General features: G+C 49.2%; 10 protein-coding genes. 6 read left to right on the top strand and 4 right to left on the bottom strand.

The genetic code is table 11. The features are described 5' to 3' along the window. Window positions 1–7: 7 nt before the first annotated feature. Both AB1756_05155 and AB1756_05150 read left to right on the top strand, forming a co-directional pair. Window positions 8–154 carry a formate--tetrahydrofolate ligase gene (locus AB1756_05155; protein ID MEW5806720.1) on the top strand — a complete coding sequence of 49 codons (147 nt, stop codon included), beginning with the start codon at window positions 8–10 and terminating at the stop codon, window positions 152–154. Between the two features lie 134 nt (window positions 155–288). Beyond that, window positions 289–1,173 carry a phosphoribosylaminoimidazolesuccinocarboxamide synthase gene (locus AB1756_05150; GenBank protein MEW5806719.1) on the top strand — a complete coding sequence of 295 codons (885 nt, stop codon included), beginning with the start codon at window positions 289–291 and terminating at the stop codon, window positions 1,171–1,173. Window positions 1,174–1,175: 2 nt separating this feature from the next. On the opposite strand, the gene nagZ is transcribed toward AB1756_05150, so the two are convergent. Next, entirely contained in the window at window positions 1,176–2,255 is a 1,080-nt protein-coding gene (gene nagZ / locus AB1756_05145; protein MEW5806718.1) for a beta-N-acetylhexosaminidase, read from the bottom strand. A 332-nt stretch (window positions 2,256–2,587) separates the two neighbouring features. Between nagZ and AB1756_05140 the strand changes: the two genes are divergently transcribed. From AB1756_05140 to guaB, 3 genes are all read left to right on the top strand, one after another. Next, window positions 2,588–3,472: a M23 family metallopeptidase gene (locus AB1756_05140; GenBank protein MEW5806717.1), complete on the top strand. Its 885-nt coding sequence runs from the start codon at window positions 2,588–2,590 to the stop codon at window positions 3,470–3,472. 108 nt (window positions 3,473–3,580) lie between these two features. Then, a complete protein-coding gene (gene secA, locus AB1756_05135; protein MEW5806716.1) occupies window positions 3,581–6,241 on the top strand; it encodes a preprotein translocase subunit SecA in 2,661 nt (886 codons plus the stop codon). A gap of 50 nt (window positions 6,242–6,291) precedes the next feature. Further along, the gene (gene guaB, locus AB1756_05130; protein MEW5806715.1) at window positions 6,292–7,755 is read left to right on the top strand and encodes an IMP dehydrogenase; all 1,464 of its coding nucleotides are present in this window, start codon (window positions 6,292–6,294) and stop codon (window positions 7,753–7,755) included. 66 nt (window positions 7,756–7,821) lie between these two features. Here the strand turns inward: guaB and tsaE are convergent, their stop codons facing one another. Together tsaE and AB1756_05120 are read right to left on the bottom strand one after the other, a co-directional pair. Then, window positions 7,822–8,250, bottom strand: coding sequence for a tRNA (adenosine(37)-N6)-threonylcarbamoyltransferase complex ATPase subunit type 1 TsaE (gene tsaE, locus AB1756_05125; protein MEW5806714.1), 429 nt, complete (start codon window positions 8,248–8,250; stop codon window positions 7,822–7,824). Continuing rightward, window positions 8,240–9,796, bottom strand: coding sequence for an NAD(P)H-hydrate dehydratase (locus AB1756_05120; protein MEW5806713.1), 1,557 nt, complete (start codon window positions 9,794–9,796; stop codon window positions 8,240–8,242). Before AB1756_05120 ends, tsaE begins: the two co-directional genes overlap by 11 nt. A 138-nt stretch (window positions 9,797–9,934) precedes the next feature. On the opposite strand from AB1756_05120, the gene aroC reads away from it, so the two are divergent. Further along, window positions 9,935–11,083 carry a chorismate synthase gene (gene aroC / locus AB1756_05115; protein MEW5806712.1) on the top strand — a complete coding sequence of 383 codons (1,149 nt, stop codon included), beginning with the start codon at window positions 9,935–9,937 and terminating at the stop codon, window positions 11,081–11,083. 249 nt (window positions 11,084–11,332) lie between these two features. On the opposite strand, the gene AB1756_05110 is transcribed toward aroC, so the two are convergent. Next, a complete protein-coding gene (locus tag AB1756_05110; protein ID MEW5806711.1) occupies window positions 11,333–13,561 on the bottom strand; it encodes a vitamin B12-dependent ribonucleotide reductase in 2,229 nt (742 codons plus the stop codon). Between the last annotated feature and the right edge of the window lie 474 nt (window positions 13,562–14,035).

The following is a 14,035-nucleotide window of genomic DNA, read 5'->3' as shown; positions in this document are numbered from 1 at the left end:
TTTTGAGATCACGGTCCGCCAGATCATTCTGGCCGGCGGAGCAGGCTACATAGTTCCCCTCATTGGAGACATAATCAGAATGCCTGGGCTCCCCGCTTCTCCTAAGGCAGAAAGGGTAGACCTCTTGGAAGGACGCATTATGGGACTGTCCTGATATCGATGTGTGATTGGGAACAAAGCGACGCTTCTTATCACCATAACTGAAGTTTCTTCAAAGCAAAATCATCGATTTTGTGGTAGCATTTATCTCTTTTCTACGGTTGAAGAAAAATAACGGTTGAGCAAAAGATGACTGTTCAAAGAACGGAATTGGAAGATCTAAAGTTATACAGCAGAGGGAAGGTGCGGGATATCTATGACCTCGGGGATTCCCTTCTCATCATCTCCACGGACAGGCTCTCCGCATTCGACTATGTGCTTCCAGATCTGATCCCCGACAAGGGGAGGGTCCTGAATCAGCTCTCCGAGTTCTGGTTTCGCATGACTGAGAAGATCGTCCCCAACCATCTTCTCGTAACAGACGTCGGGGATTTTCCTGCAGAATTGAAGAAGCATGCTGGCCTTCTCACTGGACGATCCATGGTCGTGAGAAAAGCGGAGATGATCGGGATCGAATGTGTTGCCCGCGGCTACATCTCTGGGTCTGCGTGGAAGGAATACAAAGCAGAGGGAACACTGGTAGGGGAGAAATTTCCGGAAGGATTGAAAGAGTCATCCCGTCTATCAGAGCCGATCTTCTCTCCCGCGATAAAAGCAGAAACCGGGCATGATGAAAATATCGCTTTTTCCGAAGTGGAGAGAAGGATCGGCCGGGAAACCGCATCGCGGATTAGGGAACTGACCCTGAGTCTTTACAGGTTTGCTTCCGATTACGCCGAAAAGAGAGGAGTCATAATCGCCGATACGAAATTTGAGTTTGGTTTCTGCGAAGGCAAGCTTATCATCGCCGATGAGATGCTCACTCCAGATTCCTCACGCTTCTGGCCCTCAGATTCCTATCTTCCGGGAAGGTCCCAGTCGAGCTATGACAAGCAGTTCGTCAGGGATTATCTGGAAAGCATAGGGTGGAATAAAAAACCTCCCGTCCCCAAATTGCCTGCGCATGTCATTGAAGGAACCAGGCAGAAGTATCTAGAAATATTCAGGATTCTTACAGGGAATGAGCTGAGGTAAGATCAACCGTCCCTTTTAGATCCGACTTTTTCGGAAATCTCTCTCATTTGCTCTGAAATTTTTCTGAGAGGTTCCTCAAAATCTCTTGCTTTTTGCTTATCGACGAAGTTCTTCCTGATTTCCTGAATACGGTTGAGGGATCTTAAGATTCTGTTGGCTGGAAGCTTTCCGCTTTCCATAGATGCAACGATCCTGCTATGGGCAGATTCCACCATCTCCTGCGATGAGCAGTACATCACCATATTGCAACCCGCGGCTATCGCCCTGACTGCTTCTTCGCCGGAAGAGAGATAGTGCTGCATCGCACCCATTTCCATGTCGTCGGATATTATCAAACCCTGAAATCCTATCTCTTTCCGAAGAACGTCGGTGATGATCTCCGGGCAGAGAGTTGCCGGCAGACGCTCCAATGAAAATGATGGGTAGTGTCCGTGTCCGATCATGATGAGAGGGGTGATCTCGGAAAGGGCGTCAAAGGGTCTTATGTCTTCAATTAAGAGGTAGTTTTTCGATTTGCTGACCGTGGGCAGCGATGTGTGGGAATCGATCTCGGACGAACCGAGTCCTGGGAAGTGTTTCAGAGTTCCTGCCACTCCTTCGCCCAGGAGTCCCCTCAGAAAGGCACTGCCCATTGTTATGGCTGTATCAGGATCCGTGCCGAAGGATCTGTTTGCGATCCCGTTTGGAGCGTAAGGAGTGCAGAGGTCCAGGACCGGCGCAAAGTCACAATCGATTCCCAGGATCTTCAGAGCCTTTCCCATGAGCGAGGCCACGCTCTCCACGATATCGTCGTTTCCATGACGTGCCAAAGTGTGGGCATCGGGAATGTCAGGAAAGATAAAAGAGAGACGGTTAACCATTCCCCCCTCTTGGTCGATTCCTAGGATCGGCGGAGGTTCGTAAAGGTTGTGAAGGCGATGACAGAGTTCTATTAGCTGCGAGGCGGATTCGATATTTCTCTTGAAAAGGATGATCCCTCCAGGCTTGATCCTGAGCAGAAAGGATTCATTCTTATCGTCCAGTACCTTTCCATCGAACCCGATGAAGAGAAACTGTCCTGCATTGTCTTTTCTTATAGTCATAAAGAACCGCCCATGCACGCAACGTACAATCAACCATACTATAAATCAAGAAGGGGTCATGCGGAAGAGATTTTTGAAATTTCAATAACTTTTTTGAAATTTCTCGCTCAGGAATTATATTCTTCTGCAGTAATTTGCTCCTTTCGCGATGGAATGAATATTGAAATAAAAATTAGGTTCGCAATTGAAGAATGAAAAAAATGGAAAAATTCCTTGACAGTCTTGCAAACTATATGCTAATTTTTAAAAAATTTTGAGCATATTCATCATGGGGACGTTCTTTATAATGATTATGATTAGTTTGGTACGAATAATATTGTGGAGGATTTATCGTGGCTAAGAAATTTTACACGATAATGATCATTCCTCATGCCAAAGCGCAACTGAAGAAACTGCACTTTTCCAAGAACTTTCTTATTACAATTGCTATCATACTTTTCCTGATGCTGATATCCAGTCTTTTTCTGCCCCACTTTCTGCTAAAGTCAAGAGAAATGATCTGGAGACTTTCCCAGCTCGAAAAAGAAAACAGGACGCTCAAGGAGGAAAACAAGAAGATCGAAGACTCCATCGCTTCGCTCAGGAAACTGCTGACAGAGTATGAGGAAAAGACAGTCAAATTTGCTGCCATGGTAGGGATCTCCGAGCAAATTCCCACGAGCAGGATCGGAGCAGGAGGGGGAAGCATCGCCAGCATGGTGCAGCCGACAATCAAATCGAACCTCTTGAAGGAAGAGGTTTATGCCCTTCAGAATCGGTCGGACAGTCTCAATAGGAGCTTCAGCATGATCGAGAACAAATATCTCGCCATGGTGAAGAAATTCGATCATATCCCTTCCATAATGCCTGTCCAGGGAATCATCGGGTATAATTACGGTATGAGGAAAGATCCCTTCACGGGAAAGATGGAGTTTCACAGCGGTATTGATATAGCCGCTCCCACGGGAACTATTATCAAAGCCCCTGCTGACGGAGTCGTGACCCGGGCAGGAAGAGTCGCAGGTTATGGAAAGACCATCATTCTATCTCATGGCGACGAGATACTTACACTTTATGGCCATCTCGAGAATTACAAAGTCAGATCGGGTGACCGGTTGAAGAGGGGCGACATCATCGGATACGTGGGAAGCACCGGAAGGGCGACTGGACCGCATCTGCACTATGAGATCATCGTCCACGGCAAGCATGCGAATCCTCTCGATTACATCCTCGATTAAACAACACCAATCTGTTAAAAAATCTTCTAAGAAAAGCGTCGAAGCTTAAGCGGGCATGGCTTTCTTGACTGAGTTCAATTATTTGTTATACTTTTTAAATTTAGAAAAATGTTGAACTCCATTCTTACGAAGATCATAGGCAGCAAAAACGAGCGAGAACTGAACCGGATCCAGCCTCTCGTAGATACCATAAATGCGCTCGAACCCCAGATGCAAGCCCTCTCAGATTCGACACTCAGAGATAAAAGGGTGGAATTCATCCGGAGATATCAGAACGGAGAATCCCTTGATGACCTCCTTGTGGAAGCTTTTGCCGTCGTCAGGGAAGCAGCGCGGAGAACGCTGGAGATGAGGCATTTCGACGTTCAGCTTGTTGGAGGAATCGTCCTTCATCAGGGGAAGATCGCCGAGATGAAAACAGGAGAAGGGAAAACCCTCGTTGCCACGCTTCCTGTCTTTTTGAATGCGCTTACAGGTAGAGGTGTACACGTCGTCACAGTCAACGACTACCTCGCGAAGAGGGACAGCGAATGGATGGGTTCCGTATATAAATTCCTTGGGATGAGCGTGGGAGTGATCCAGCATGACATGGGAGATGAGGAAAGAAAGGCCGCCTATGCCGCCAGCGTAACCTACGGAACGAACAACGAGTTTGGATTCGATTACCTGCGCGACAACATGAAATTCACGATCGATGCGATGGTGCAGAGAGGTCATTACTATGCCATCGTGGATGAAGTGGACAGCATCCTGATCGATGAGGCGAGGACACCGCTAATCATTTCCGGACCGGCGGAGGAATCTACGGATAAGTATTACAGGATAGATAAGATCATCCCCAAACTGAAGACTGAGGAAGATTATCAGATAGATGAGAAGGCAAAAACCGCCACTCTTACGGAGGACGGAGTCAGGCATACAGAAAGGCTTCTTGGTGTGGATAACCTCTATGACCCAGTAAACATGGAGACGCTCCACCATGTCAACCAGGCTCTCAAGGCGCATGCACTGTTCAGAAAAGACGTCGATTACATGGTCAAGGATGGTGAGGTCATTATCGTCGATGAGTTCACCGGAAGGCTTATGCCGGGTAGGCGATGGAGCGACGGACTCCACCAGGCCATCGAGGCAAAGGAAGGAGTCAGGATTGAAAGAGAGAACCAGACTCTGGCGACGATCACCTTCCAGAACTACTTCAGGATGTACGAGAAACTGGCGGGGATGACTGGAACGGCAGATACGGAAGCAGTCGAGTTCGACAAGATCTACGATCTTGAGGTCATGGTCATCCCGACGAACAGACCGCTCATCAGAACAGAATATCCTGATGTCATCTACAGGACAGAAGAGGAAAAGTTCGAAGCGGTTGAGAAGGAGATCGAGGATCTCCATAAAAAGGGAAGGCCGGTACTTGTTGGCACAATCAGCATAGAGAAATCGGAGCGACTGAGCTCCATGCTCAAGAAGAAGGGGATCAGGCATGTCGTCCTCAACGCAAAATATCACGAGATGGAGGCTGCAATTGTTGCGCAGGCGGGAAGGATGGGTGCCGTGACGATCGCGACAAACATGGCAGGACGTGGAACGGACATCCTCCTCGGAGGAAACCCTGCATTCCTTGCAAACCAGATCCTCATAGGTAAAGGCATAAAACCGCTCGAAGCTACTTCGGAACAGAGCGAAGGGGCTCTCAAGGAGGCAAAGGCGGTCACAGAGATGGAGAAGAAGAAGGTCATTGGGCTCGGAGGGCTTCATATTCTAGGGACGGAGAGGCACGAGGCGAGAAGGATAGATAACCAGCTCAGAGGGAGAGCCGGCAGGCAAGGGGATCCTGGCTCTTCGAGGTTCTACATCTCGCTTGAAGACGATCTCATGAGGATCTTCGGCGGGGAAAGATTGAAGAACATCATGGGAAAGCTTGGCATGGAGAGGGATGTTCCAATCGAACATAACCTTATCACCAGGTCGATCGAAAGAGCACAGAAGCAAGTTGAAGCACATAACTTTGAGATAAGAAAACATCTCCTTGAATATGACGATGTGATGAACAAGCAGAGGGTGGAGATTTACAGGCTGAGGAGAGAGCTTCTGGAGGGGAAAGAGCAGCGCCAGTATGTTATGCAGAAGGCCGAGGAGATCCTGGAGTGGCTCATAGATGATTATCTCGCAGGTCAGGGGGGAACGCAGGAGTGGGAACTGGATAATTTCCGGAATCAGGTCAACCACTACTACGCGATAGATATTTACAAGGATGGGGTCAATTGGAAGGAATTTTCGCTGGTCGAAATCAAAGACGCCATCCTGAAGAAGATCAATGAAAAATACGAGTTGAAAGAGAAGAGGATAGGCGAAGAGTTGATGAGACAGCATGAGAGGTACATCATCCTGAGCATCATCGACAGCCTATGGAAGGATCACTTGCTTGCCATGGACCATCTGAAGGAGGGGATTGGGCTTCGTGCCTATGGTCAGCGCGACCCGCTCGTTGAGTACAAGAGGGAAAGCTTCGAGATGTTTGCGGCTATGAAGGCAAGGATCGAGGACGAAATAATCCGATATCTCTTTCTTCTGGAGCCGCTATCAAGAGAGGAAAGGGAAGAGGAAGAGAGGAAGAGAAGGAGGGAGCAGGAGAGTATCTTCCGTGCGGCATCGCAATCAAGAGCAGGAGAAATCAAACAGACAGTCGTTCGCAAAGAGCAGAAGGTGGGCAGGAATGCCCCATGCCCTTGCGGAAGCGGTAAAAAATACAAAAAGTGCTGCGGCACATAAATTTTTCCCCTCTCCCTGGGGTGGAAAGAGTGGAGTGAAGGGTGAATCATATGGCAGACTACAATTTCAAAGAAGCCCTAACGTTCGATGATGTCCTCCTGATTCCAGCTAAGTCTGAGGTTTTACCAAGCCAGGTCGATGTGAAAACGTGCCTGACTAACGACATCTCCATGAACATCCCTCTGATCAGCGCAGCCATGGATACGGTCACGGAATCGAGACTTGCCATTGCCATTGCTCAGGAGGGAGGAATCGGGATCATTCACAAGAACATGTCGATCGATGCGCAGGCGCAGGAGGTTGATACAGTTAAGAGATCGGAAAGCGGCATGATCGTCAACCCCATCACAATGTTGCCGGACAGCAAGGTGTCTGAAGCTCTTGAGGTAATGAGCAAATTCAGGATATCGGGGCTTCCGGTCGTCGATAAAAACGGAAGGCTCCTCGGGATCCTGACGAACAGGGATCTGAGATTCGAGACTAGGACAGATGTCGCCATAAAAGCGCTTATGACGAAAGACAATCTTATCACCGTCCCGGAAGGGACAACGCTTGATAGGGCGAAGGAGCTCCTGCATAAGCACAGGATCGAAAAGCTCCTTGTGGTAGATAAGAAGTTCAAGCTGAAAGGCCTCATCACCGTAAAGGATATCCAGAAGATGATCAAGTATCCTGATGCCTGCAAGGATTCCCTGGGAAGATTGAGGGTAGGTGCTGCCGTGGGTGTCGGTGAGGATGGGATCAGAAGAGCCGAAACCCTCATCAATGCTCATGTCGATGTCCTGGTGATCGACACGGCTCACGGGCATTCAAAGGGTGTTATTGAGACGCTGAAAAAGCTAAAGAAGAAATTTCCAGAAGTCAGCATCATTGCGGGAAACATAGCAACCGGTGAAGCGGCAAGAGCCCTGATCGAACTCGGGGCAAATGCCATTAAGGTTGGAGTCGGCCCAGGGTCTATATGCACGACAAGGGTCGTCACAGGCGTCGGCGTTCCACAGATCACTGCCATTATCAACTGCAAACGGGAATGTGAAGAGGCAGGAGTGCCACTAATCGCAGATGGAGGGATTAAATTCTCGGGAGACATCACAAAGGCAATAGCAGCCGGCGCCGATTCGGTGATGATCGGAAGCCTCTTCGCGGGAACCGAAGAATCACCCGGTGAAACCGTCCTGTATCAGGGGAGGACATTCAAGGAGTATCGAGGCATGGGTTCCATCTCAGCCATGAAGGCTGGCAGCAAGGATCGATACTTCCAGGATGAGTACGACGAACAGAAACTTGTTCCGGAGGGAATCGAGGGCAGGGTCCCGTATAAAGGCTCTCTCTCCGCTCTCATCCATCAACTTGTGGGAGGGCTGAAGGCGGGAATGGGTTACTGCGGATGCCCCGATATAAAGAGCCTCAAGGCAGATACCAGGTTTATCAGGATCAGCTCGGCGGGTTTGAGGGAAAGCCACGCTCATGACGTCATCATCACCAGAGAGGCTCCCAATTACCGTCTGGAGTAGCCACCACTAGGATCTGGCTTAAAACTAGCAACGTTCAAGCGGCATAGAAATTCAGCAATCAATATTTCAATTTATGATGATCTTGCGGGTGTCTTCACCCATATCCGAGATGCTGATTGTAATGGCCCCTTTTCTATAGAAGGACGGAAGCTTTTCTCCCCATTCCACGACGACTACGCCACCGATCTCGAGAATATCTCTTATCCCGATTTCCTCAATCTCCTCTTCACTCTTTATCCTGTAAAGGTCGATATGAAAGAGTTTGATTCTTCCGCGATGTTCGTTGACGATGAGAAATGAAGGGGAATTCACATCATCGGGATCGATTCCCATTCCGGAGGCGATTCCCTTGGCGAGAACGGTCTTGCCCATACCAAGTTCACCGGTCAGAATGATGAGTTCTCCCCCTTTCATCCGTGAACCGAAACTCTTGCCTATCTGATAAGTTTCTTCAGCCGAGAGAGAAAAGACGGTGCATGGCAGATTATTTTTCATGGGAAAGTTCCATGAGGGCATCGGGAATGTAGTCGATGACGTCTCCCGCCATGAGGGGGATCTCTCCGAGATCTGCTGCTGCGAGATCCGCTGCCATCCCGTGCAGATAAACGGCCAGGATCAGTGCGTTGAGGATGCCGATGCTTTGAACGAGAAATCCTGCGATCATGCCTGTAAGAACATCTCCGGCGCCTGCCGTCCCAAGGCCTGGGTTTCCGGTCGGATTGACAAAGATGTTCCCTCCGGGATCGGAGATGAGCGTCTTATATCCTTTCAGGACCACATAGCAGTGGTGGGTGATGGCGAAATTCCTGCATACCTCAATCCGATTTCCCTGAACAAATCTTGATGGCTGACCGATTATGCGTCCCATCTCTCCTGGATGTGGAGTGATGATCAGGTCCCTGTGCTTGCCGAAGAGATCATTGGAGAACCCCTCAAATGCGTTGATGCCATCGGCATCGACAAGAGCTGGCGTCTTCGTCTCCTTCAGAATGGTTCTGACTATGGAAGATGTTTCTAGATTGGTCGTCAGGCCAGGACCGATGGCTAGTAGGTCCTTCCCCTTACAAAGTTCCTTCAAGGTCTGGAGAGCCTTCTTGGACAGAGAGCCGCTCTCAGTTTCAGGAAGAGGTTCTGTCATCATCTCGCTGCTCTGTGGAGCCAGAATCTTCTGAGCAGTGGCAGCAGTGGCTATGGTGACGAGTCCGGCTCCTGTCTTCAGGGCAGATTTAGCTAAGAGAGCAGCCGCGCCAGACTTGCCTCTCGATCCACAGACGGCAAGGATGTGGCCGAAATCTCCCTTGTGAGAATCCCGTTTCCTGGTGGGGATGAGGCTTTTAACGAAGTCTTCTTCGATGAGATTCAGCCAGACTTTCTCTTTCCTTATGGCTTCTTCGGGAATGCTGATGTCAGCGACTTCAAGTTGCCCCACGTAATGTTCCGCCGGGGGAAAGATGTGCGGGATCTTAGGGCAACAGAAAGTCACGGTGCAATCCGCTCTGACGGCCTCTCCTTCAACCTTGCACGTGCTTCCGGAAAGCCCCGACGGGATGTCTATAGCGACAACGTCGGCTTCCGCTCCGTTAATGTCCGCAATGACCTTTCTGTGAAGTCCCCTGGGAGGCCCTTCAAGCCCTGTCCCGAGAAGCGCATCGATAATGAGGTTGAAACATGGCAGTCCTGCTTTGAATTTTTCCCATGCCTTTTCTGTTTTTATCTCCTGAACCTCTATTCCCATCTTCATTAGAATCCTGAAGTTTGTCAGAGCATCTCCCTTGATCTTTTTAGAGTCCCCGATCAGAACGACATGGGGAAGAAGGCCAAGATTGAATAAATGTCTTGCCACGACGAAGCCATCGCCGCCGTTGTTTCCGGAACCGCAAAGGATCAGTATCTCCCTGGAATGGATATCTTTTATCGATTCGATGAGGAACTGAACAGCCTTGATCCCGGCATTCTCCATCAGAACGACGCCAGGTATTGCAAAGTCCTGAATTGTCCTTCTATCGATGTTTTTCATCTGTTCGGATGTTAGTATCTTCATCTGGGGGTCCCCCTTCTGCAATGAAAAGATTCCAAGCCCTTAGAAACAAAAGGGCACCAACTTTTGTAAATCATATATTCCGGTGAATTCCCAGTCAAGAATCATGTGTTAGAATAATAGCGCTTTGTGAGAGGAAATATGCTGAGATTCATGACGGCGGGAGAATCACATGGAAAGGGTCTGATTGTCATCATTGATGGGCTGCCCCGCGGAATCAGAGTGGATGAGAGTTTCATCGCGGCGGAGCTTGCGAAGAGAAAATCCGGGTTTGGAAGAGGGCCAAGAATGGAGAGAAAGATCGAGTACTTTGAGCTTCTTTCCGGGATAAAGGATGGTTGGACGACCGGAAGCCCTGTTTCCATATTCATTGCGAATGAGAAGCTTTGTATCGAAGAGGAAGCAGCAAATAGAAAGGCGAGAGGCTTCGTCGCTGTCTCCAGACCAGGACATGCCGACCTCGCGGGAGCCATGAAATTCTTAACTGACGATCTATTCATCGTTTCAGAGAGAGCAAGCGCCCGGGAGACTGCAGCGAGGGTAGCGGCGGGAGCCATCTTCAAGAGCTTCCTTTTAAGCTTTAAGATATCCATCTTCAGCCACACAATTTCCGTGGGCAAGGTTTCTTACAAAGAGATGGATCTGCCCATCGAGATGCTAAGAAGGATCCCCAATCACTCCCCTCTTAGATGTGTCGATAAGGTGCTGGAAAAGAAGATGATGAGAGAGATCGATAGAGCCGCCAGGGAAGGGGACAGCGTGGGTGGTTCCTTTCAGATCGTCGCCGCGGCTGTTCCACCGGGACTGGGCAGCTTCACCCAGTGGGACAGAAGGTCTGATGCCATGATCTCTCAAGCCCTTATGTCGATCCCGGGAGTGAAAGCGGTCGAGATCGGCAACGGGATTAAAGGAGCATCATCATTCGGCTCAAATTTCCACGATGAGATATTCTATGACGGCAGGAGAAGGAAATTCTACCGAGGTGGAAACAATGCGGGCGGGATCGAAGGAGGAATAACTAACGGAGAGGAGATAAGGGTAAAGGCTTTTCTTAAACCGGTCCCAACGTTGAGGAAACCACTCCAGTCTATCTCCCTTAAAACGAAAAAGAGAGAAAAAGCATCTATCGTCAGATCAGACGTCTGTCCCATAGTTGCAGCCTCCGTCATCGGAGAGAGTATGCTCGCCTTTGTTCTCGCCAGTCTGCTCCTAGAAAAGTTCGGTGGCGACACCATCGCTGAAACTCTGGCAAACTACAACTCTTATATGAGATCCCTGAAGAAGCTATGATTGCTTTTTTATATTATCAATTAAAAGAAAAGGGCGGTAGCGCTGCCACCGCCCAAGCGCCAATTGATTCCGATCCTTAGACCCCCAATTGGCGCATCATAAGGAGTGTGAGAAGTTTCTAACCCCCCCATGCCCAGTGCCTCTCTCACACTTCAGGTAAAATTCGTTAATACTTAAAATTACTTAAAGGGGCTGGCCGAGTAAAGAATAAATTTATGACAGCTTTTAAGTAAAAAATGATTGATTTTACTAATTGCACTTGGAATAGCCGCAGAAGCGGCAGCTAACGCATCCTGATTCGTGGTGGACGACTCCACCGCAATCGGGGCATGCTCCGATCAGATTGTTGTTGCTTCCCATCTGTGAGCTGGAGGGATTTGCTGCTCTCCATGATTTGCCTATGGTGAATTCATTTATCTTGCTCTCGAGCGCAAGAGCGACTGCATCGGGGCAAGAGAGGATCTGCCCACCATTCTCCCAGATCGGTTGATGGCACCGGATGCCCCGGAGGTGCTTGACTATAGATTTAATCTCGACCCCTGCACGCAGCGAGAGGGAAATCAATCGGCTGATTGCCTCAGATTGGGCAGATGCGCAACCACCCGACTTACCCATTGACGTGAAAAGCTCGCAGGGACCGAATTCATCTTCGTTGATGGTGATGTAGATGTTCCCGCATCCAGTCTTGAGTTTCTGCGTTGTTCCTTTCGTTGTTGCCGGTCTAGGGCGGGGTGCGATGTGGTGGTAATCTTTGGCAGATTGCGGGACGCTATCTGCGATGTTGAGGACCTGCTTGTCCCTGCTTCGATCCCGGTAAACAGTTAGACCCTTGCAGCCAAGCCTGTAGGCCATCAGGAAAACATCTCTAATGTCATCTTTGGTCGCGGAATTCGGAAAGTTGACTGTCTTCGACACGGCGTTGTCAGTGCACTTCTGGAAAGCTGCCTGCATCCTGACATGCCACGCTGGAGAGATGTCGTGAGAAGTGATGAATACCTTCTTGACATCATCCGGGATGCCATCGATCTTCTGAATAGAGCCGTTTGCGGCGATCTCCTCCATCAATCGCTCGCCGTAGAAACCTCTCTCCCTGGCCACTTTCAGGAAGATTGGATTGACTTCTACCAGTTTGTCATTATCCAGGATGTTTGAGCGGATATAGGAGAGAGCGAAGAGAGGCTCGATTCCGCTGGAACATCCCGCAATGATGCTAAGTGTTCCAGTCGGGGCGATGGTAGTCGTCGTCGCATTTCTGATCTTCAGTCCGCCGGGGGAATCATAGATACTACCGGCAAAATTCGGAAAGACTCCTCTATCCCGGGCAAGCTCAACAGAGGCTTTTTTCGATTCCGTCTGGATGAAGGACATGACCTTTTCTGCCAGGGCGATCGCCTGCTCCGAGTTGTATGGGATCTCGAGTTTCATGAGCATATCGGACCATCCCATGATACCAAGCCCGATCTTTCTGTTCCCTTTAGTCATCCGATCGATATCGTTGAGCGGGTATCGGTTGGCATCGATGACGTTATCCAGGAAGTGAACGGCAGTACGCACCCCTTTCGCAAGCCTCTGGAAGTCTATCTTGCCATTCGTGACGAACTTGGAGAGATTGAGGGAACCGAGGTTGCATGATTCGTAGGGGAGAAGAGGCTGCTCTCCACACGGGTTCGTGGCTTCTATCTCTCCGATGTGCGGCGTTGGATTGGAGGCGTTGATTCTGTCGAGAAAGATGATGCCAGGGTCGCCATTGCGCCAGGCTCCATCTAAGATCATTTCGAAAACCTCTTTTGCCTGAAGCTTGTTGACAGCCTTACCAGTGAGAGGATCGATCAGCTCATAATCCCTGTCACCGATGGCGGCATCCATGAACTTGTCGGTTACGGCGACGGAGATGTTGAAGTTGGTGATGTCCCGGTTGTCCTGCTTGCAGGTGATGAACTCAAGGATGTCCGGATGGTCAACTCTCAGAATCCCCATGTTGGCTCCTCTCCTCGTCCCGCCCTGCTTGACTGCCTCGGTTGCAGCATTGAATACCTTCATGAAAGATACCGGCCCGCTCGCGACTCCAAGCGTCGATCGGACGATACTGTTCTTCGGTCTCAATCTAGAAAAGGAAAACCCAGTTCCGCCTCCACTCTTGTGGATGACTGCAGTGTACTTGAGGGCGTCGAAGATCCCTTCCATGGAATCTTCGACTGGAAGGACGAAGCAGGCAGAGAGCTGCTGGAGATCCCTGCCTGCATTCATTAGCGTGGGAGAATTCGGGAGAAATTCCATGGAAACCATCGCCCTGTAAAACTCTTCTTCTGCAGCGAGAGGATCGCGTCTTCCCTCGAAAGGAAGGGAGGCATCGATGTCAGCGATGTTCTTCGCAATTCTTTGAAACATATCTTCCGGTCTCTCGATTACCTTCCCATTTTCGTCTTTCTTTAGATATCTTTTTTCAAGAACGCGAAGGCCGTTCTCATTGATATCCAGCTCGGTTTCACAATAAGCGTTAAGCGAATCGTGTTCAATCTGGAAGCCGCCATTGCCGTTGTCGCGATCCGGATCTTTGGAAGGAACATCTCCGCTTCTTTCGATTTCAAATACCATAACGACCTCCTCTCTTCTTCGACTTTGTTCTGAAAAGGACTGCCAGGAAAACTTCATTAGCGAGGATATGATGATACAGATTTCATCCTGTCAAGTCAAGAGAAAAAATGAAAAAAATACAATATATTGGGCTTTATAAAAAAAAGACCTCATTATATAGCGTTCACTCTGTGGAAAAGTTGTTAAAAACTGGTTGAAAAGTTTAAAGGCCAGATTTGAGCATTTGCATTTTACCTAAATTGAGCGATTCTTGTTATGAATGGTAGTTTACCCACCTCCATACATGGATTCAAGGACCCCGCGGCTTGGGAAGCCCATTTTGATAAGTCAATGGAGGATGATTTTTCTTCCCATCAG

This window comes from Acidobacteriota bacterium (assembly GCA_040752675.1).
Lineage (GTDB): Bacteria > Acidobacteriota > Polarisedimenticolia > JBFMGF01 > JBFMGF01 > JBFMGF01.
This window is presented reverse-complemented; position numbering and strand designations above follow the sequence as displayed.